At 33.1% G+C, this 20,877-nt stretch carries 22 protein-coding genes and 3 rRNA genes; 6 read left to right on the top strand and 19 right to left on the bottom strand.

Features of this window, described 5'->3' with window-relative positions:
- Positions 1 to 2: 2 nt before the first annotated feature.
- From thrS to KMP11_RS03155, 8 genes are all read right to left on the bottom strand, one after another.
- On the bottom strand, positions 3 to 1,946 hold the full coding sequence (thrS, locus tag KMP11_RS03190; RefSeq protein ID WP_216280091.1) for a threonine--tRNA ligase: 1,944 nt from the start codon (positions 1,944 to 1,946) through the stop codon (positions 3 to 5).
- Between the two features lie 307 nt (positions 1,947 to 2,253).
- A complete protein-coding gene (dnaI, locus tag KMP11_RS03185; protein WP_215756464.1) occupies positions 2,254 to 3,135 on the bottom strand; it encodes a primosomal protein DnaI in 882 nt (293 codons plus the stop codon).
- Positions 3,135 to 4,502 (bottom strand): DnaD domain protein, encoded by a 1,368-nt coding sequence (locus KMP11_RS03180; RefSeq protein WP_215756463.1) that lies wholly within the window; start codon positions 4,500 to 4,502, stop codon positions 3,135 to 3,137. Before KMP11_RS03180 ends, dnaI begins: the two co-directional genes overlap by 1 nt.
- Positions 4,495 to 5,487 carry a hypothetical protein gene (locus tag KMP11_RS03175; protein WP_253195970.1) on the bottom strand — a complete coding sequence of 331 codons (993 nt, stop codon included), beginning with the start codon at positions 5,485 to 5,487 and terminating at the stop codon, positions 4,495 to 4,497. Before KMP11_RS03175 ends, KMP11_RS03180 begins: the two co-directional genes overlap by 8 nt.
- 95 nt (positions 5,488 to 5,582) lie before the next feature.
- A 5S ribosomal RNA gene (gene rrf / locus KMP11_RS03170) occupies positions 5,583 to 5,697 on the bottom strand.
- Positions 5,698 to 5,754: 57 nt separating this feature from the next.
- Positions 5,755 to 8,637, bottom strand: a 23S ribosomal RNA gene (locus KMP11_RS03165).
- A 152-nt stretch (positions 8,638 to 8,789) separates the two neighbouring features.
- Positions 8,790 to 10,346 (bottom strand): 16S ribosomal RNA (locus KMP11_RS03160).
- Together the 16S, 23S and 5S rRNA genes form the textbook arrangement of a ribosomal RNA operon.
- Positions 10,347 to 10,695: 349 nt before the next feature.
- A complete protein-coding gene (locus KMP11_RS03155) occupies positions 10,696 to 11,655 on the bottom strand; it encodes an IS30 family transposase (protein WP_216280090.1) in 960 nt (319 codons plus the stop codon).
- Positions 11,656 to 11,825: 170 nt separating this feature from the next.
- On the opposite strand from KMP11_RS03155, the gene KMP11_RS03150 reads away from it, so the two are divergent.
- Both KMP11_RS03150 and KMP11_RS03145 read left to right on the top strand, forming a co-directional pair.
- A complete protein-coding gene (locus KMP11_RS03150; protein WP_215757050.1) occupies positions 11,826 to 12,344 on the top strand; it encodes a GNAT family N-acetyltransferase in 519 nt (172 codons plus the stop codon).
- 198 nt (positions 12,345 to 12,542) lie between these two features.
- Positions 12,543 to 13,850, top strand: a complete 1,308-nt coding sequence (locus tag KMP11_RS03145; protein WP_215757051.1) for an aspartate kinase — start codon at positions 12,543 to 12,545, stop codon at positions 13,848 to 13,850.
- Between the two features lie 195 nt (positions 13,851 to 14,045).
- Here the strand turns inward: KMP11_RS03145 and KMP11_RS03140 are convergent, their stop codons facing one another.
- On the bottom strand, positions 14,046 to 14,240 hold the full coding sequence (locus KMP11_RS03140) for a helix-turn-helix domain-containing protein (RefSeq protein WP_216279631.1): 195 nt from the start codon (positions 14,238 to 14,240) through the stop codon (positions 14,046 to 14,048).
- A gap of 191 nt (positions 14,241 to 14,431) precedes the next feature.
- Entirely contained in the window at positions 14,432 to 14,557 is a 126-nt protein-coding gene (locus tag KMP11_RS07835; RefSeq protein ID WP_256444862.1) for a hypothetical protein, read from the bottom strand.
- 506 nt (positions 14,558 to 15,063) lie between these two features.
- On the opposite strand from KMP11_RS07835, the gene KMP11_RS03135 reads away from it, so the two are divergent.
- Positions 15,064 to 15,252: an XRE family transcriptional regulator gene (locus KMP11_RS03135; RefSeq protein ID WP_216280089.1), complete on the top strand. Its 189-nt coding sequence runs from the start codon at positions 15,064 to 15,066 to the stop codon at positions 15,250 to 15,252.
- An 11-nt stretch (positions 15,253 to 15,263) separates the two neighbouring features.
- On the opposite strand, the gene KMP11_RS03130 is transcribed toward KMP11_RS03135, so the two are convergent.
- A complete protein-coding gene (locus KMP11_RS03130) occupies positions 15,264 to 15,953 on the bottom strand; it encodes an SH3 domain-containing protein (RefSeq protein WP_216279632.1) in 690 nt (229 codons plus the stop codon).
- A gap of 746 nt (positions 15,954 to 16,699) precedes the next feature.
- Between KMP11_RS03130 and KMP11_RS03125 the strand changes: the two genes are divergently transcribed.
- Positions 16,700 to 16,891 (top strand): hypothetical protein, encoded by a 192-nt coding sequence (locus tag KMP11_RS03125; RefSeq protein WP_216280088.1) that lies wholly within the window; start codon positions 16,700 to 16,702, stop codon positions 16,889 to 16,891.
- A 26-nt stretch (positions 16,892 to 16,917) separates the two neighbouring features.
- On the opposite strand, the gene KMP11_RS03120 is transcribed toward KMP11_RS03125, so the two are convergent.
- Entirely contained in the window at positions 16,918 to 17,328 is a 411-nt protein-coding gene (locus tag KMP11_RS03120; protein ID WP_216280087.1) for a DUF2335 domain-containing protein, read from the bottom strand.
- Positions 17,303 to 17,491 carry a hypothetical protein gene (locus tag KMP11_RS03115; protein WP_215756892.1) on the bottom strand — a complete coding sequence of 63 codons (189 nt, stop codon included), beginning with the start codon at positions 17,489 to 17,491 and terminating at the stop codon, positions 17,303 to 17,305. Before KMP11_RS03115 ends, KMP11_RS03120 begins: the two co-directional genes overlap by 26 nt.
- Positions 17,492 to 17,741: 250 nt before the next feature.
- Between KMP11_RS03115 and KMP11_RS07830 the strand changes: the two genes are divergently transcribed.
- On the top strand, positions 17,742 to 17,864 hold the full coding sequence (locus KMP11_RS07830) for a hypothetical protein (protein ID WP_256442630.1): 123 nt from the start codon (positions 17,742 to 17,744) through the stop codon (positions 17,862 to 17,864).
- Positions 17,865 to 18,009: 145 nt separating this feature from the next.
- Positions 18,010 to 18,201, top strand: coding sequence for a hypothetical protein (locus tag KMP11_RS03110; RefSeq protein WP_215756891.1), 192 nt, complete (start codon positions 18,010 to 18,012; stop codon positions 18,199 to 18,201).
- Positions 18,202 to 18,221: 20 nt separating this feature from the next.
- Here the strand turns inward: KMP11_RS03110 and KMP11_RS03105 are convergent, their stop codons facing one another.
- The 6 genes from KMP11_RS03105 to KMP11_RS03080 form a co-directional block, all read right to left on the bottom strand.
- Complete coding sequence (locus KMP11_RS03105) at positions 18,222 to 18,632, bottom strand: type II toxin-antitoxin system HicB family antitoxin (RefSeq protein ID WP_215756890.1); 411 nt, start codon at positions 18,630 to 18,632, stop codon at positions 18,222 to 18,224.
- Between the two features lie 125 nt (positions 18,633 to 18,757).
- On the bottom strand, positions 18,758 to 19,027 hold the full coding sequence (locus KMP11_RS03100; protein ID WP_216280086.1) for a phage holin family protein: 270 nt from the start codon (positions 19,025 to 19,027) through the stop codon (positions 18,758 to 18,760).
- A gap of 1 nt (position 19,028) precedes the next feature.
- Positions 19,029 to 19,376 (bottom strand): hypothetical protein, encoded by a 348-nt coding sequence (locus tag KMP11_RS03095; protein WP_216280085.1) that lies wholly within the window; start codon positions 19,374 to 19,376, stop codon positions 19,029 to 19,031.
- A 44-nt stretch (positions 19,377 to 19,420) separates the two neighbouring features.
- Positions 19,421 to 19,606, bottom strand: coding sequence for a hypothetical protein (locus KMP11_RS03090; protein ID WP_215756887.1), 186 nt, complete (start codon positions 19,604 to 19,606; stop codon positions 19,421 to 19,423).
- On the bottom strand, positions 19,607 to 20,722 hold the full coding sequence (locus KMP11_RS03085) for a DUF1366 domain-containing protein (RefSeq protein ID WP_216280084.1): 1,116 nt from the start codon (positions 20,720 to 20,722) through the stop codon (positions 19,607 to 19,609).
- Positions 20,712 to 20,876 carry a hypothetical protein gene (locus tag KMP11_RS03080; protein ID WP_215756885.1) on the bottom strand — a complete coding sequence of 55 codons (165 nt, stop codon included), beginning with the start codon at positions 20,874 to 20,876 and terminating at the stop codon, positions 20,712 to 20,714. The genes KMP11_RS03085 and KMP11_RS03080 overlap by 11 nt, the downstream gene beginning before the upstream one ends.
- Position 20,877: the final 1 nt, after the last annotated feature.

The following is a 20,877-nucleotide window of genomic DNA, read 5'->3' as shown; positions in this document are numbered from 1 at the left end:
TTCTACGCCTCTTTTTTAATTTTTCTTTCACTAATTTCTTTTAATATATTTTCTTTAAATTCAGCAAAAGATTTTATTTTTTGTTCTTGAGAACCAAATGTTCTTACATTTACAGAATTATTTTCTACTTCTTTGTCTCCTATAACGATTGTGTAAGGAATTTTTTTATTTGCTGCTTCACGAATTTTATATCCTAATTTTTCATTTCTATCATCTATTGAAACTCTTACTCCATTTCGTTTCAAATCTTCAAAAATTTCTTTAGAATATTCATAGTGATAGTCATTGTTTACAGGAATTATACGAACTTGGTTAGGAGCTAGCCAAGTTGGCAAATCTCCTTTGTATTCTTCTAATAAGAAAGCAACCAAACGTTCCATAGTAGAAACTACACCACGATGAATTACCACAGGTCTGTGCATTTTTCCGTCTTCACCTACATATTCTAATTCAAAGCGTTCTGGTAGTAAAAAGTCTAACTGAACTGACGACAATGTTTCTTGTTTTCCTATGGCTGTTTCTACTTGAACATCTAATTTTGGTCCATAAAATGCCGCTTCACCTTCTGCTTCAACATAATTAAGTTCTAGTTCATCAGCCGCTTCTTTTAACATTGATTGTGCATTTTCCCACATTTTGTCATCGTTAAAATATTTTTCAGTATTTTCAGGATCACGATATGATAGACGATAACTGTAATTTTCTATTCCTAAATCTTTATAGGCTTCTTGTATAAGTGCAACCGTACGTTTAAATTCATCTTTTATTTGGTCTGGTCTAACAAAAATATGGGCATCATTTAACGTCATACCTCTTACACGTTGCAAGCCACTCACCGCTCCACTAGCTTCGTAACGGTGCATCATACCCAACTCTGCTATTCTAATAGGTAATTCTCTATAAGAATGTTTTTCATTTTTATAAATCATCATGTGATGTGGACAGTTCATTGGACGTAAAACCATTTCTTCATGGTCCATAGTCATTTTAGGAAACATATCTTCTTGATAATGCTCCCAGTGTCCACTTGTTTTATACAAATCTACTGATGCTAAAACTGGTGTATAAACGTGATCGTACCCAGATGAAACTTCCTTATCTACAATATATCTTTCTATTGTTCTACGAATTGTTGCTCCGTTTGGTAACCATAATGGTAATCCTGCCCCTACTTTTTGGCTTGTTGTAAATATTCCCAATTCTTTTCCTAATTTTCTATGGTCACGTTCTTTAGCTTCTTCTAATTTTCTCAAATGGTCTTCTAAAGATTCTTTACTATAAAATGCTGTTCCGTATATACGTTGCAACATTTTATTATTACTATTTCCTCTCCAGTATGCACCAGCAACTGATAACAATTTAAATTCTTTAATTTTTGATGTTGATAGAACATGACCACCACGACAAAGGTCAGTAAATTCACCTTGCTTATATACTGTAATTTCTTCACCTAGTGGTAAATCATTTATTAGTTCAATTTTGTATGGGTCGTGATAAAATATTTCTAACGCTTCCTCTTTTGAAACTACTCTACCTTCAATTTTATGATTTTCAGAAATAAGTTTTTTCATCTCTTTTTCTATGTTGCGTAAATCTTCTTCATTTACTTTATATTCACAGTCAAAGTCATAATAAAAACCACCATCTATAACAGGTCCAACTCCGAAACAAACATTTTCTCCGTACAATCTTCTTAATGCCTGTGCTAATAAATGGGCAGACGAATGACGTAAAACATATAATGCGTCAGAATCTTTATCATCTGCCAATATTAATTTTAAAGAACCATCTTCTTCTATAGGTTTTTCCAATTCAATATAAGCATCATTTAATTTAGTAGCAACTACTTTTTTCTTCAAACTTACACTAATACTTTCAGCTACTTCTAAAGCTGATTTATTTTCATACTCTCTTATGTTCCCATCTGGAAATATTAATTTTACCATTTTATAATCTCCTTAAAATTTTTTTATAATAAAAATAAAAATCCCTACCTAGTTTATAACTAGATAGGGACGAATAAATATCGTGGTACCACCCATTTTTGAAATAAAAATTTCCTCATTTAACGATTAAAGCTCGTAAAACTTTATACAATTAAAATTACAAGGTAGTAATGAATAAAATCTTATAAGTATTTTCAGCACCATACTCTCTCTTTAATAAGTGATTTTATCATCGTGTCCTTTTTGTATAATCATATTATGCTAATGATTTTACCACAAAGAATAATTTTGTGCAAGAGGTAATTTTTTATTTTGTTCTTTCATTATCACAATCTAAATATATTGGACTTGCTAAATATCTTATTCTGTCCAAAATTCTCATAGCCTTAGTTTCATCAATAGTATTTTTAGTAACAGAAAGAAAATCGCTCAAATCAACAATACCTAAATTTGACGTGAAAAATGTTAATAAATTTTCTGAAGAACGATAATTTATAATAGGAACTAATATTTCATCACGAACAAACTCAGTAATATTTTCTGCACCTATATCGTCAATAATAAGTATATCTTGTTCTCTTATACTATCAATTACATAAGTATAATCACCACTAGAAATCATTGTTTTTATTTTGCGAACAAATTCCGGAAAATAAATTATTGCTGGTTCTTTCCCCTTATCTTTTAAATAGTTATAAACACAGCCCATTAAATATGACTTACCTATTCCTGTTTTCCCATAAACATAGATGCCTCGTGTTTGTCTACCAGCGAGATGTTCATCACAAATATCAATTAATTTTTTTGATAATTCTATTTTATTAATATTCTTAGAAACATTAGCAAAATTAGAGTATAAAATACCTTTAGATATGTATTCCGTTTTAATTCTATTAGACCATTTTCTTTCTTCATTTAATTTTTTTTGCTTAGGTGTTTCAGAAAATTCTAAATAAACAGTTCCATCATTATACTTTAATTTTGGTAAATATTCTATTTCTTTAGCCTTATTCTTGCTAAGATAAAAATCAAAAAATATCTGCTTATTATTTTCAAATATTTCATCATTAATATTATTTTTTTTTATAAATTTTAAAATATCCTTATCTTTTAAAATATTATTTGTTAAAAATTCTTCTACATTTATTTTTTCACTAAAGCTCTTAGTTATACTAGAAATTTTTTTCATTAATTAATTCCTTTTTCCTTCAAAAATTTCTCAAATTCATCATGAGAAATACTATCATTATTAGTTTCTAATTTTGTATCATTGCTCAAACTATTTAATTGCTCTTTTATATAATCAGGAGTTTGCACAATATGAGATTTTGAAAAATTACCTGGATTATTATAATTTTTACTTTTTGTTCTGTTAAATTTATTTTTATTGTAATTATCTCTTTGAGAATTTACAAAATTAATTGCATCTAAAGCACTAACCATTTTAGTTGACGACCAAGAACTTGCAATTTTATCAAAATAGTTAAAACTAGGTAATCCTTTAGAATTACTTTCACTTAGGGCATAATCTAAAAGAACATTAAGGACTCCCGATGTAAGATTATATTTATCTTGTAATTTAAAAATAATATTTTTGCTATCAATTTCAGATATAATTAAGCCCCATTTTCTATTTAAAAATTCTATATAATTAATATTATCTAGTAACTTGGCAAATTTTTCTTTTTCATCAAGTTCTCTTTCAAGATTATATGTATCAGCAAGCAAGTGTTTATTAATCATATTATCAAGTACAGGCGGTTTTTGTTTTTTTACCGTAACAAATAACTGATTTAAGTAATCTTTCAAAACTTCTATATTAATGGATGTTCCAGAAGTTATATCCTCAATAGAATGCTCAATAGCATCAGCCATATTTTCAGGACTTACCTTATACAAATGTGCTAAATTTAAAATATCCTTCTTAATTGAATTATCTTCTAATATCACATCTAAATACTTATTACTAAGTAGATAATTTAATTTTGAAAAATCAAAATAATATTGGTCTAAATTGGGACCATAGCTTATTTTAGAATTTTTATTTATATTATATTCTACTTCTTCATCAGAATAAACTTCTGAAAATTTAGCTGTAATATCTAAAAAATTTTCGAATGAAACTTTATTAAGACTAAATCTATCTTTAATTAATGTGTATGCTTCATAACCAATAGCATTTTGCAATAATTCTGACAACAAAGTATTATTTAAAAATTCGTAAAAATTAAGTGGTCTAAGAATTTTATATATGTAGAATTTTTTATTATCTTTCTCAAAGTAATATGTTTGTAACAATCCAAGAGCTTCTAATTTTTTTCTAATAAGAACAAATTGTTTAATATTTATCCCCAACATATCAATAAGTTCATAGTGAATGGAATTAACAGTCATATTCTTATCATTTAAAAGTTTAGTAGCAAGAAATTCATAAATTTTTATAGCGTTTGCACCAATTAAAGGTAAGTATAAAACATTTAGTTCTTTAGAATAATCAAAATTGTAATAATCATTATATACTAAATAATAATCTTTTTCTTGCAAGGAATTATTCATCAGTATCACTCATAACTTCAATAATTATTTGAATATACTCTAAAGCAAAAATAAAATCTTCATTAAATTCATATTTTATCTTGACGTTATTTTTTAGTGGAGCGTAAAAAGATTTAACTAAGACAGGATAAACATTATCTAATAATAATTTAGTATTATCATTCTCATATAAATCTCTCATAACTACAAATATTTTTCTAACTATGGAAATAAATTCACTCTTAGTAGGAGTTTTTATATTAGTATATGTATTGAATTTAGAATCAAAGCTTAATATATCTTTCTTATTCTCTTTTGCAACAAAATTTTTCATATCTTCAACTAAATCATACATATAGTTAAAAAACTTATTAACATCTAATAAATATTCATCACTAATTACTTTAGATTCACCTATAAATAAAAGTTCATTAATATTATAATCTGTTACAAATAAATACATTTTATATAAATCTGAAAATTCAATAGAATTAAATGTTCTATAATCATTTACTATATTGCGGATGCTTTGATTTTCTTTATATAAATTATAAATAGTATTTAACCAAATAAAATCATCTAATTTTTTATCATTAATCAAATTTATAAGATAATTATTAAATTCATATACTTCTTCATCTTTAAATAATAATAAAATATTACTTTCAATTTCATCAATTATGTTAAAAAATTTCTCAGCCTCTAATGAGTTAAAACCTTCTAAATTAAAGTCAGATTTTAAACTTGCCTTGATTTTAGTAAATAAATATTCACTATCATCATTTTGATCAATTCTTTTTTGAAATATAGTATTATAACCTGGTTTCTTAGAATAAAAATAGTTTTCTATTCCTTTATTAAATTTGAGTAAATTATTAAGTATTTTAATATAAGCTACCTTTATATTAAGTTCATTAAATGTAGAATTTATTTTTTCTAATGCTTCTAATATACTTTTTTTATTTTTTTGAGTTATAGTTAATAATTTTTCATCTTCAAGATACATAATATTACCTCCATTTATATAGTATAATGTTACACTATTTTTTTTATAAAATCAAATCAATAAAACAAAAAAAGAACCCATAAGGGTTCTCTAAAGCCTGGCAACGTTCTAATCTCGCAGGTTCTAAGACCAACTACCCTCGACGCTAAAGAGCTTAACTTCTGTGTTCGGTATGGTTACAGGTGTGTCCTCTTTGCTATCGCCACCAGACGAAAACTTTTATATATTATATTATATCCAATCTACTTTGTCAATTCCAAAACTTACTTGATTAAGTCTTCGACCTATTAGTTTTAGTCAGCTCAATGTGTTACCACACTTACACTCCTAACCTATTCTCCTTGTCGTCTTCAAGGGGTCTTATACTACGTGGGAAATCTCATCTTGAGGGGGGCTTCATGCTTAGATGCTTTCAGCTCTTATCCCGTCCGTATTTAGCTACCCAGCTATGCCACTGGCGCAACAACTGGTACACCATTGATACGTCCATCCCGGTCCTCTCGTACTAAGGACAGCTCCTCTCAAATTTCCTACGCCCACGACGGATAGGGACCGAACTGTCTCACGACGTTCTGAACCCAGCTCGCGTACCGCTTTAATGGGCGAACAGCCCAACCCTTGGGACCGACTACAGCCCCAGGATGCGATGAGCCGACATCGAGGTGCCAAACCTCCCCGTCGATGTGGACTCTTGGGGGAGATAAGCCTGTTATCCCCAGGGTAGCTTTTATCCGTTGAGCGATGGCCCTTCCATTCGGTACCACCGGATCACTAAGTCCTGCTTTCGCACCTGCTCGACTTGTCTGTCTCACAGTCAAGCTCCCTTGTGCCTTTACACTCTCTAAATGATTTCCAACCATTCTGAGGGAACCTTTGAACGCCTCCGTTACTCTTTAGGAGGCGACCGCCCCAGTCAAACTGCCTACCTGACACTGTCTCTGAGTTTTCTATTCTCTAGGTTAGAATTCCAATACAGCAAGGGTAGTATCCCAACATCGCCTCCTCGTACACTGGCGTGCACGTCTCCTAGGCTCCTACCTATCCTGTACATACTGCATCAAAATTCAATATCAAGCTACAGTAAAGCTCCATGGGGTCTTTCCGTCCTGTCGCGGGTAACCTGCATCTTCACAGGTACTATGATTTCACCGAGTCCATCGTTGAGACAGTGCCCAAATCGTTACGCCTTTCGTGCGGGTCGGAACTTACCCGACAAGGAATTTCGCTACCTTAGGACCGTTATAGTTACGGCCGCCGTTTACTGGGGCTTCAATTCATACCTTCGCTTGCGCTAAGCACTCCTCTTAACCTTCCAGCACCGGGCAGGCGTCAGCCCCTATACTTCACCTTGCGGTTTTGCAGAGACCTGTGTTTTTGATAAACAGTCGCTTGGGCCTATTCACTGCGACCACATCTCTGTGGCTCCCCTTCTCCCTAAGTTACGGGGTCATTTTGCCGAGTTCCTTAACGATGGTTCTCTCGCTCACCTTAGAATTCTCTTCCCAACTACCTGTGTCGGTTTGCGGTACGGGCACCTCTTATCTCGATAGCGGCTTTTCTTGAGAGTTTGGTTTTAGCAACTTCGCTACTTGTTTTCGCTCCCCTTAACGCTTCATGATTATGCTTGGCGGTTTTTCCTACCTCGCTCACTTTGCGCTTAGACGTACTATTCCATCAGTACGATTGCTTAACCTCCTCTGTCCCCACTTCTCTCAATTGATATTTGGTGGTACAGGAATTTCTACCTGTTGTCCATCGGCTTTTCCTTTCGGATTCACCTTAGGTCCCGACTTACCCAGGGCGGACGAGCCTTCCCCTGGAAACCTTAGTCTTTCGGTGGATAGGATTCTCACCTATCTTTCGCTACTCACACCGGCATTCTCACTTCTAACCGCTCCACCTCACCTTCCAGTTCGGCTTCACCGCTGTTAGAACGCTCTCCTACCATATAACATTAGTTATATCCGCAGCTTCGGTTGTTTGTTTAGCCCCGGTACATTTTCGGCGCAATGTCACTCGACCAGTGAGCTATTACGCACTCTTTAAATGGTGGCTGCTTCTAAGCCAACATCCTGGTTGTCTGTGCATCATCACATCCTTTTCCACTTAACATACAATTTGGGACCTTAGCTGGCGGTCTGGGCTGTTTCCCTTTTGACTACGAACCTTATCACCCGCAGTCTGACTCCCGTTTATATTTATTTGGCATTCGGAGTTTATCTGAATTCGGTAACCCGGGATGGGCCCCTAGTCCAAATAGTGCTCTACCTCCAATAAACTTCTAACGAGGCTAGCCCTAAAGCTATTTCGGAGAGAACCAGCTATTTCCAAGTTCGATTGGAATTTCTCCCCTACCCACAGCTCATCCAAACACTTTTCAACGTGTCCTGGTTCGGTCCTCCATTCAGTGTTACCTAAACTTCAACCTGGCCATGGGTAGATCACTTGGTTTCGGGTCTACTCCATCATACTATTTCGCCCTTTTAAGACTCGCTTTCGCTTCGGCTCCATGTCTTCCACTTAACCTTGCATGATAGAGTAACTCGCCGGTTCATTCTACAAAAGGCACGCCATCACACTTATATAGTGCTCTGACTAGTTGTAAGCACACGGTTTCAGGTTCTTTTTCACTCCCCTCCCGGGGTTCTTTTCACCTTTCCCTCACGGTACTGGTTCACTATCGGTCACTAGGTAGTATTTAGCCTTGCCAGATGGTCCTGGCTGTTTCCAACGGAATTTCTCGTGTTCCGCTGTACTCAGGTTCTATCTCTTTTCAATTTGCCATTTCGTCTACAGGGCTTTTACCTTCTTTGGCTCGCCTTCCCATGCGATTTGACTATGGCTTTTCTCCAATTTGTTGATAGTCCTACAACCCCCTAAAGCATGCTTTAGGGTTTGGGCTTTTTCCTTTTCGCTCGCCGCTACTTAGGAAATCGATTTTTCTTTCTTTTCCTGCAGGTACTTAGATGTTTCAGTTCTCTGCGTTACCTCCCTTTCGGGTGACAGCTTTTTATTTCTGCCGGGTTGCCCCATTCGGATATCTACGGATCTTTGATTACTTACGTCTTCCCGTAGCGTTTCGTCGTTTGTCACGTCCTTCTTCGGCTCCTAGTGCCAAGGCATTCTCCGTGTGCTCTTTTCTACTTAATCGTGTAGCTTTGGCTTCGTTTTTTCCTTGAACTCTTTTTCTCGGTTTTTCTCTTGTAAATCTTCTTTATAATATATATTCTGTTTTCATTGTGCTTGAGTGTTTGAACACTCAAAACTAAAAGAAATTGTCAATGTTTTTCCTTTTTCCTTAGAAAGGAGGTGATCCAGCCGCACCTTCCGATACGGCTACCTTGTTACGACTTCACCCCAATCATCTACCCCACCGTGACCGGCTCCCTCCTTGCGGTTAGGCCACCGTCTTCGGGTGTTATAAACTCTCGTGGTGTGACGGGCGGTGTGTACAAGACCCGGGAACGTATTCACCGCGACATTCTGATCCGCGATTACTAGCGATTCCAGCTTCATGTAGTCGAGTTGCAGACTACAATCCGAACTGAGAATAGTTTTGTGAGGTTGGCTTGCTTTTACAAGGTCGCTTCTCTTTGTTCTTATCCATTGTAGTACGTGTGTAGCCCAAGTCATAAGGGGCATGATGATTTGACGTCATCCCCACCTTCCTCCAGTTTGTCACTGGCAGTCTATCTAGAGTCCCCATCTTACTGCTGGCAACTAGTTATAAGGGTTGCGCTCGTTGCGGGACTTAACCCAACATCTCACGACACGAGCTGACGACAACCATGCACCACCTGTATCAGTGTATTACCATAGGCAATAACAATTTAATCTCTTATCTCTTCACTGTATGTCAAGACTTGGTAAGGTTCTTCGCGTTGCTTCGAATTAAACCACATACTCCACCACTTGTGCGGGTCCCCGTCAATTCCTTTGAGTTTCAGTCTTGCGACCGTACTCCCCAGGCGGAGTGCTTAATGCCTTAGCTGCAGCACTGAAGTCTTTTGACTCCAACACTTAGCACTCATCGTTTACGGCGTGGACTACCAGGGTATCTAATCCTGTTTGCTCCCCACGCTTTCGCGCCTCAGTGTCAGTTGCAGGCCAAAAAGCCGCCTTCGCCACTGGTGTTCCTCCTAATCTCTACGCATTTCACCGCTACACTAGGAATTCCACTTTTCTCTCCTGCACTCAAGTTTAACAGTTTCCAATGACCTTCCACGGTTGAGCCGTGGGCTTTCACATCAGACTTATTAAACCACCTGCGCGCGCTTTACGCCCAATAATTCCGGACAACGCTTGCCACCTACGTATTACCGCGGCTGCTGGCACGTAGTTAGCCGTGGCTTTCTGGTTAGGTACCGTCTCTACTGTATATAGTTACTATACAGTCATTCTTCCCTAACAACAGAGTTTTACGAACCGAAATCCTTCTTCACTCACGCGGCGTTGCTCCGTCAGACTTTCGTCCATTGCGGAAGATTCCCTACTGCTGCCTCCCGTAGGAGTCTGGGCCGTGTCTCAGTCCCAGTGTGGCCGATCACCCTCTCAGGTCGGCTATGCATCGTCGCCTTGGTAGGCTTTTACCCTACCAACTAGCTAATGCAGCGCAAAGCCATCTCATAGTGTCAGTTTTCTCCGACTTTTAATTTTTCTTCATGCGATTTTAATCTTATCCGGTATTAGCTACCGTTTCCAGTAGTTGTCCCAGTCTATGAGGCAGGTTCTTTACGTGTTACTCACCCGTTCGCCGCTAAAAGTTGTTGGTGCAAAGCTCCTACATCTTTTCGCTCGACTTGCATGTATTAGGCACGCCGCCAGCGTTCGTCCTGAGCCAGGATCAAACTCTCCAAATTTTATTTGTTTGTTTGATTAGCTCTTTTAAAGTTTTTTGTTGTCTTTTTTAACTTTTTTTGGAATTAACGTTGACTTTTTCTTTTAGTTTTCAATGTTCAAGTTGCTGCTTTTTTTACAGCTTTTATATTCTATCATTCTATTTTTTCTTTGTCAAGTTCTTTTTTGGGTTTTTTTAAAAATTTTTTAAATGTTTTTAAAATTGTTTAAAAGCATTTTTTATTTTATGAACTTTTGCTTGTTTTTTTCTATGAATTGTTGGTCTTTTAGGACTTTTTTATTCTAGCATTTGTTTTTGTTTCTTGTCAAGTGTTTTTTGGTTTTTTATTTAATTTTTTTCTATATCGCAAATTACAATAGTAAGTTAGGCACCTCAGGCAAGTCATAAGGACATACATAATTAAATAATTTACGTGGATAACGATTTATCCATTGTTCAACAGCCGTTACTTCGTTAGGAGTAACGGTTGTTGTGCCTTTTGGGAACCATCGTCTAATCAATCGATTTGCATTTTCGTTACTACCTCGTTCATAAGAAGAAAACGGATGTGCGTAATAAATAGGACAAGTGATGGCTTCGTCTAGTCTTAAAAATTCAGAACCATTATCAGCTGTTAAAGAGCGAATTAAATAGTCTTGTTGAATAGACGTCAAAGCGGTATTCACACTTTGGGCCGTTTTATCAGGAATAAGACGAATGATTTCATAGCGTGTTTTTCTGTCTGTTAATGTCAATAACTGTTGTCCACGTTTCTTGTTTAAAATGACTAAATCAATTTCAAAATGCCCAATTTCTTTTCGTTCGTTAATCTCTTGTGGTCGCTGTTCAATAGAGAGGGCATTCGTTTTTCTTGGTGGTCGTTTTTCATTTGATTTTATTGGTTTAGTTTTTCTAGGGTAAATCAGATGTTTACGTGAAATACCTGCTATCCATCCTTTATATATCCATGTGTAAATTGTCGTAAAAGACGGCATATCTGGTAATTGACTAATCATTTCAGGGGAATATTTATCCATAATTTTTTCTCTGATTACATTTTCTTTTTCTACAGTCCACGTATCCGTTCTACCTACGGCTAAACGTAAATGATTATAATCATTCTGTGCTTTTTGAGCAGAGTATTCTTTAGTGCCACCATGAAAAGATAAATCAATCAGTCCGCGTTTAATTTCGTTATTAATAGTTTGGTGATTTTTGCCTAATAATCTAGCGATTTCTCGGTTACTTTTTCCTTCTTTTTTCCATTTTTCAATTAAATAACGCTCTTTTTCTGTAATGTGTTTGCCTTTTGTGTTATAATGTTCTTGCATCTCTTGGTATCCTTTTTTTGTAGTTACTAAAAGTATATCCTATGAGATGCTTTTTTTGTACTACTGGCTAACTTAATTATATAATTTACTATTTTTTTCTATATAATTTATCATCAAAATATTTTTTATGGTATAATTAATTAAATTTTAAGTTTATAAAGGAGAATTTTATGGAATTTAGAGAAATAGAATATTCTGATATTGAATTAATTTTGAAATACAAAAACCATATTTTAAAGTATTCAGACCATATACATGGTGCTGCTGGTCTTAAAGATAGTGATAATATTGAAAACTGGATTAAAGAAGTTAAACTAGCTACTAAGAAAGAAACTTTATTAAATAAAGATTTTGTGCCTGCGAATACATTTGTATTAATAATAGAAAATAAAATTGTGGGCATTATAAATTTAAGACACGAGCTTAATGATTATTTATTTAATTTCGGTGGTCATATTGGATATAGTGTTCGTCATGACGAAAGAAGAAAGGGTTATGCTAAATTAATGATGAAGAAATGCTTGGAATTTTCTTTTGATAATTTAAAATTAGACAAAATATTGGTAACTTGTGATAGTGAAAATATAGCTTCTGAAAAAACTATTCTTGCATCTGGTGGAATATTAGAAAATATTGTTAATGAAGGTGATAAATTGACAAAAAGACATTGGATTTATAAAAATAAATAATTTTTAATCACTTATTTATTTTAAGTAAATAAATTAATTTTTTATTTCGAACATAAATTTTTAATACTATATTAATTAAATATAAAATTTAAAAAGTTAAGATAGTTATAAAGACTTCTTTGCTTTTTTATTTTATTCTATTGATAAAAATTTCTATAGTGATATAATATTTATAAATTATTATTAAAAGGAGTTATTATGGTTAAAGTTTCTAAATTTGGTGGTAGCTCAGTTGCAAGTTCGGAGCAATTTAAAAAAGTAAAAGAAATTGTAGTAAGTGATAAGTCAAGAAAATTTGTTGTAGTTAGTGCGGCTGGCAAGGCTCATAAGGAAGATAATAAGATAACAGATTTACTGTATTTGTGTTATGCTCACATAAAATATAATATAAATTGTGAAAATATTTATTCTATAATAAGAAAAAGATTTATAGAAATTAGAAATAATTTGAATATTAATTTTGATATTGAAAAAGAATTAGATAAGCTTGAAAAAGAGTTAGTAAAATATATAGATGAAGACTATTTAGTTAGTAGAGGTGAGTATCTTACAGCTTTATTAATGGCTGAATATCTGGACTATAAATTTGTAGATGCTAAAGATTTAATTTTCTTCAATTATAATGGAAGTGTAAATTATGAAAAAACTCAAAATAAATTTGATGAAATAATAAAAAATAATTCTAAGTTACTTATACCTGGTTTTTATGGTTCTCTTCCTAGTGGAGAAATAAAAATAATGTCAAGGGGTGGCGGAGATGTTACTGGGGCAATTATTGCTAATGTGTCTAATGCTGAAGTCTATGAAAATTGGACTGATGTTTCTGGTGTCCTAATGGCAGACCCAAGAATAGTTGATAACCCAAAGGAAATTGATTTAATAAATTATACAGAATTGCGTGAGTTGTCATATATGGGAGCTAGTGTTCTTCATGAAGAAGCTATTTTTCCTGTAAAGGATAAGGATATTCCTATTCAAATATTAAATACCAACAATCCAACTAATAAAGGAACTATTATAAAAAACAGTAAAGATGAAACCAATAATGTAATTACAGGTATAGCTGGTAAAAAAGATTTTTCTATAATTACAATAAAGAAAAATCATATGTCAAATGAAATTGGTCTAATAAGTAAAACTTTGATAATTTTTGAAGAATATAATGTAAGTATTGAGCATATACCTAGTGGAATAGACTCTTTTTCAGTTATTGTAGCAACTGAAGATATTAAGCCTTTTATTCATGAACTAATTGCTAAACTTAAAAAAATTACAAATGCAGATGAAATAACAGTAATGAATGAAATATCGCTAATAGCGACAGTCGGTTCACAAATGAAAAACAAAATCGGTACTTCAGGCAGACTATTTTCAGCTCTTGGTAAAGCAGGAATAAATGTAATAGTTATATCTCAAACAAGTGATGAAATAAATATTATAGTAGGAGTTCATAATTCAGATTATGAGCATACTATTAGAACAATATATAGTGAGTTTAATAAATAATTTAAAATATAGGTTGGCTATGATAAAAAGTATAAACTTGCCAAAATTTTATATAGAAAAATAAAAACACCCCATGAAATATTTTTTCATCTTTTTTTATAAAAATAGCCAAAATAAAAAAAGGAGCTAATGCTCCTTTTAATTGCGTAAACTATTCATAAATAATAATCAGTAAAAAAATAAACTAAGGCTAATTTATATTTTAAAATCAATATCAGCATAAGTGATATTAAAAAGTTTTTCTATTTTTTTAATATCTGGTACACTAGGGAAATTAATAGCTCTTTCCCACTTGCTCCAAGTCGCAGCGGATATATTCAAACGCCCAGCCACTTCATCTTGCGACAAATTAAACTTAACCCTTAGCATCTTTAACGTTAATTTTTCCAAAATCTTCACCTCCTTAAGTTCAAATATATATAGCTATACTAACATTTTATAAAAAACATATATAGTAACACATAAAATAAGTATTTTTACAATTAAACCACCAATATTTAAAAATAAATCTTTCATACCTCTTGTTATAAACTTAAAAAAATGTTATAATTCAATTATTAGGGGCTTTCGCCCCTATATAATTATTTTAATAATGTTTGTATTATCCACTTAATCAAACTAGCTAAAGTTCCAAGTGATAATACCAACAAAACCAACTTGTCGATGAAGTCTTTGATTTCGTCGATTTTTTCATCCCACTTTTTCAAGCTTTTAACACCTTTCTAGCTTGATAATAATATTATACAATATTATATTGTTCTTGCCAATATTTTTTTCTCTTTTTTAATACTTTTTCTCTTTTTCTATACACTTTATTTATGTAAAATATTAAAAAAATCATAAAAAACACTTGACAAAACAGACAATATTGTGTATAATAATATATGTAAAGTTGATAAAAACTTTACTAAAAAATAAAGAAAGGAGCAATAAAGCTTGAAACCTAAACAAAATAAAAAGCCTATACAGTGGGAAAAACTACTATTAGACGCACTGATAGACTTAATTATAGGTATAATCTTAATATTAATATCAAAATTAATAAATTAAGATTAAGGGGAGAAATCCCCTTACCTATAATTATAACAAATTTCAAGTTAAAGTAAACAAAATGATATTAAAACTAGGAATATTTTTTATAATATTAGCATTAGTAAAATTTATAATAAGTCTATACCTAAAAAACAAGGAGAATAAAAAAGGAGAATAAAACATGAAAAAAGAAATAGAAAAACTACTAAACAGCAATATTACAGCCTACACAATAGCTAAAAGTCTAAACCTAAACCCAACAACAATACAACGCTACAAAAACGGTATTAACAAAATAGACAACATGACACTAGCCACAGCAGAAAAACTATACAACTACTACAAACAAACAAAAAAAGGGAGCAAATAAGCTCCCTTAAACTATCTAAAATGGCCAAATTCCATTTGGTTTTTATTATCCCTAAAAGTACCAGTCGCAACAAACCTACGCTTACCACTAGAAGAAACATAAGAAACCCACACATAACCATTAGCTATGCAATAACTATCATAATTAATAACTTGACCCCTTTTATAAACAGCCACCACTTCACAATCAAGCCTAGGCTCATTTCTAACATTTAAAGACCCAGCCGTAACCGTAAAATGCCAACTCTCAGGAACCCTTGTCCACTCCCTATCATTTGCACCATCAACATCATAAGGTGGCCTAATAATAGCGGCAACCAAGCCATCATACCTATTAACAACCCTTGCAGGGCCTCCCTTTGTCAAAGCGTCTGCGTTGCCGTCTACATTTTGCTCAACACAAGTAAGCAAACCTCCATTTACAGCCGTACAAATGCCAATATGCCCCCAAGGTAAAGTAATATTCCATACCACAATATCACCTGGTTGAATAGTAACCTCACCCTTTTTAAAACGCCTAAAACCAGCTGGCAAAGCATTATTAACATAATTAATAGCATTACCGTGAACTTTACCGCCCCAATTATCATAAACATAAGCCATAATCAAATCCACACACTGAGAACCATACCAACCGTCAAAATCAGTACGCCCCCCTATCTTACTTTTTACCCAACTAATCGCTTCTGTCTGTGTTACCATAAAAAAAACTCCTTTCAAAATAAAAAAGCCAACCAAAAATTGACTTAAAATTAACTTATAAATTTACTTTTTAAAATAAAATTGCCTTACAAAAGTAAGCCAAAATAACGAATAGCTAACTCTCTTTTCGCTCACTACTAAAAGACCACTCACAAAGCCTGTGGTAGGCAGTATAACGTACCCCTGTTATACAAAGCACGGAACGGTTAAAAACTACCGAACGGAGTAATCGATTAGTTATTAAAACTAACTCCCTATGTTGTGCTTTTTAGGCTTATCGCAAAGGAACAGTTATTAAGCTCTGCCAAGCAGTGTAACGTGCTTCTATTACACTTCTATATCACTATAGATTTACTAACATTAGTGTTTTAGAAAGAGATAGGTTAAATCACTAAGGATTGGTTTTTATCTCTAAAATCATATTAACAAAATTAAAATATTTTGTCAAATTTTTAAAAAAAATTCTCATAAAACTCTTGACTTTAACCTCTTTTTAGAGTATAATATAAACATAAGGAGGTGAGAAAATGAGCAAGAAAAAACAAAAAAAAATTTCAACCCTACTAATAAAAATTAATATAGTATATTGCACCTTACAGATATTAAAAATTTTAGTAGAGTTGTTTGAAAAATTTTTAAAATAATAAGGCTGGGGAAAAATCCCCTCCTTATATCTTGCTTAATTATAACATGGACAAATAAAAAATACAAGCCCACACAACATAAAATATTCAGGAGGTAAAAAAATGATTATACAACACCACATAGAAAAATTACTAAACGGTCAAATAACAGCCTACCAAATAGGAAAAGCTACAAACTTAAACATAAACATGCTCCAAAAATACATAACAGGCGAGCGCAAAATAGAAAACATGACCCTAAAAACAGCAGAAAAGCTATATAAATATTACATAGACACACAAAAAGAGAGTTAAAACACTCTCTTTTAATTTATATTATATTATTTACCCTTTATAAAAGAAATTATCACTCCAGATAAAACAGAACCAATTAAAATAGCAGCCCCTATATTATTTCCTTTAACTGCCAAATAAAAACCACCTATAAATGCACCTATAGCTAAAGCAAAAGCCAAATACAAGCCCACACTAGTATACTTTAAATAAATTTTATTATTTTCATGGCGTTCTTTAACTTCTACCTCTAACAATTTCATCAATCTATCAGCACCATTAGGAATTATATTGTCAAACTCCTTTAGCATTGCTGGTGGTGGTAACATCCCACTATATTCTTCAGTTATCTCTATTTTTTGTAAAAGTAATAATTTATCTTTTTTTGATAATGCCTCTATTTGTTTTTGAATTTTATTTATATCATTATTTTTAGCAATATCTTTCTTTGAAGTCATTAGTTACTCCCAAAAAATCTTTACTAATATTATTAAAATCATTTTCTAAATTTTTTTTATCATCTAAATGTGTTTTAAAATTAGGTTTACCTACTTTAAAAAAATTAAAATTAAAAGCTAATAAAATACCATTTAAAAAATGTAACTTTGCATTTTTATCCATAGTAAAAACCTCCTCTGTTTAATTAAATATACCATTTTCCCAAATAAAAATCAATAAAATTTAATTATTTTCATAAATTAATTACCCGGAAATATATTCATACTTAATTTTGTTTAAAAAAATAAACCCTTAGGCTTGTTTATTATGCGTTAAAATATTTTGTCAAATTTTTTAAAAAAATTCTCTAAAAACTCTTGACAATATATCTCTTTTGATGTATAATTATAATATAAAGAAAGGAGGGAAAACGATGAACAAAAAAAGACTTAGAAAAAGAAAAGAACAGTCAAAAAAAGATAATACCATAATAACTATTAATTTCATAATAGCTATAATCAATTTAATAACTGCTCTAATAAACTTTTTTAAGTGAACCACTTTAGCCGAAAGGCTAAAGTAGGAACATCGTTTATTATACCATGAAAAAAAATATAATCCAAAAAATAACATTCGTTATTTTACTAATAACTTTAATATTACAAATATACATATTATTTTTTAAATAGAGGTAAAAAACCATGCAAGAAGTATACAAAATTATAAACCAAGTTTTACAAGAAAACACAGCTTATAAAATATCAAAAAAAACAGGGCTAGCCATATCATCTATGCAATTTTTCAAAAACGGTGACCGCAAAATAGAAAACATGACCCTAAAAACAGCAGAAAAGCTATATAAATATTACATAGACACACAAAAAGAGAGTTAAACACTCTCTTTTAATTTAGCCTATAATTCTTTTAACAAAGCCTCTTTTAAAATCTGACTAACATTAATATTTTTTTCCTTAACCAATTCGTTTAAATAACTAGGTATAGAAACATTACGCCTTACCGTTTTATTTTCTGTTCTCTTAGCATATTCTAACAAATCAGCACTTACCAAAGTTACAAAACTTTCTTCTAAAATACTAAAGCCGTCATTTTCTAATTTAATATTATGTATACTAGAAGCCTTAACAAGCTTATTTCCCTTAATAAAATCATCATACAACCAAGAACAAATATAATCTTGTGCCATTTTAAAAGCCTCTTTCAAATCCTGCCCAAAAGTTGCTCCATAATCAAAATCAGGGAAAACCACATTAAAGCTTTCACTTTCCTTATCCTTATAAAAAATAGCTGGATAAACTACAAACATAAAAAAACCTCCTAATGTAAGGGAGGGCTATTTATCCAAAAAAGCCGACTGTTTTAAAATAGCCCTTTTATCTCACACTAACCAATATACACAAAAATGTGTAACTTGTCAATAAGCTTTAAAAATTACTTATTCGGTATTTTATCATCGTTTGACATCAAATTCTTATAGCCCTGGTGAAGCGAAGTCGAAAGAAGACCACTCACAAAACCACTTAAAACGATTAAAAAATTAACATCATTTTTAAAACCAATATTAAGCAAAACCCCAACAAGCCCCAAAATAAAAGGAATAAACCTATTATTTACAAAGCCCAAATTATTTTTTAAAACATTGCCAAACAGCAGACAAAAGGCCACTATTTCAGCATTAATATAAGGCGTTAAAAAATCCATCTTAGCCCCCCTTTCTTTTTAGCGGCAAATTCTTATATTCAATAAATAAGGTAGAAACTACAGAATTACCGCCTAAATTCTCATAGCTTTCATAAAGTTCGGCTACCTCTTGCACCTTATCAACAGTAGTAAATCCAGCATGTAAAGCCCCTCGCATATCCTTTATAAGCCTATAGCTTAAAATAGCCCTTGTGCCTTGTGCTGTTTTGTCTACTGCCTCCTCTATTCGGCTTACATTGTTCGCCACCCTCTCTAAAGACTTCTCACGACCCTTTAAAATATGGTTTAAGACTGCCAAAGAAACAGGAGCAATTAAAACCGTCAAAGCCGTTACTATCAACTCAAGCATACATACCCCCTAAAAATAATAAAAAATTAACAAACAAGAAGCTTTTAAGCCTCCTTATTGCCTAGGTTTGATTTTTCCAAAAGCTCGCTAACTTTAGCACGCCATTTTTTAGGAACTTGATTTATTGTAATCCAACCTAATTCCACCTGCATTGCGAAATAATTAATCATCATTGCACCACCCCCTTTCAAAAAATTACTTAATTTAAGTCTAAAGTGTCTTAACTTCATCTACTGCCCCTCTACTTCCTCATCATCAAAAGTTACCTCATGATCCACAGCATCACCTGCAGAAGACACTTCAGCATCAGATCCTAGACTATCCACTTTTTCAGTCTCTGCTTTATCATCAGCAAGTCCTGCCTCCGTTCTTTCAGTATCCACTTTTTCAGTCTCTGCTTTATCATCAACCTTTTCAGTTTCTGCCGCTTCATCCTCAATATCTACAACATGATCTAAAGGCTCACTTGCTGGAGTATCGACTTCTGGACTATCAACTGCCCCCTTATCAACTTCTGGATTATCAACTGCCCCATCAGAGCCAATATTAGCCCCATTAGAGCCTGCCAAACCAGAGCCTAAACTATCAACCCCAGAAACAGCAGAAGACGCACTATCAAGGCTTAAATCGTCATCTTTTCCAAGCTGGGCGTCAGCCCCTGCTTTATCCTCATCAGACCTTACACTATCAGCTTCAAAGCCTACTTTATCGTCATCAAGTCCTGCATCTACCTTTACACCCTCTGCTTTATCAACGGCTACTTCCTCAGTCTCTGCTGTGTCCTCTTTTCCAACTTGAGCCTCAACTTCTGGACTATCACCTGCTAGCTTATCATTATCAGCCACTCCCCCGTCGCTTGCTAGCTTATCATCAGACCCTGGAACATCAGCCCCTGGACTACCAACTACAGCATCGCCTGCTAGCTTATCAGAAGAAAAAGCACCCTCTAGCCCATCATCAGCTACCACAGCCTCACCTGCTAGCCCCTCGTCTTCTTCCTCCTCCTCGTCTTCAATCTGTTCATTCAAGATTAAAGCAGTAGCCTTTAACATATCGTTAAACGTCGCCATCTCTTGCCTTATCTCTCCAAGGTACTTATCCTTAATCTGTTCAAGCTCACTTTGCAAGCTATCAAACCTTTCATTATTAGCCCTATTAGGGAAAACCAGCTCATAAAACCTATCAAGGGCAAGACCTACCAGCTCATCGTCATTTTTGCCCCTGTGATCCCCCTCAACCGTAAGCTGTAAGCTATTAAAATCATCGCACTTAATGGCGACAATCGTAGCATTAACCAAGCCATCGCTAGAAAAACGCGGCAAAGAATAAACCAAATTAAACTTCATCTTCTTTTACCTCCTCTTGTTCGTAAACTCTCAACTTCTCTTTCAACTCCTCATTATCCTTAAGCAAACTAAGATAAGCAACCTTATATTCGGCTAACTCACGCCTACTTTGCATAATATCATCAAGTAAAAAATTCTCGACCTTAAACTCCACA

The sequence above is a fragment of the Gemella sp. zg-570 genome, assembly GCF_018866345.1.
In the GTDB taxonomy this organism is placed as follows: domain Bacteria; phylum Bacillota; class Bacilli; order Staphylococcales; family Gemellaceae; genus Gemelliphila.
This window is presented reverse-complemented; position numbering and strand designations above follow the sequence as displayed.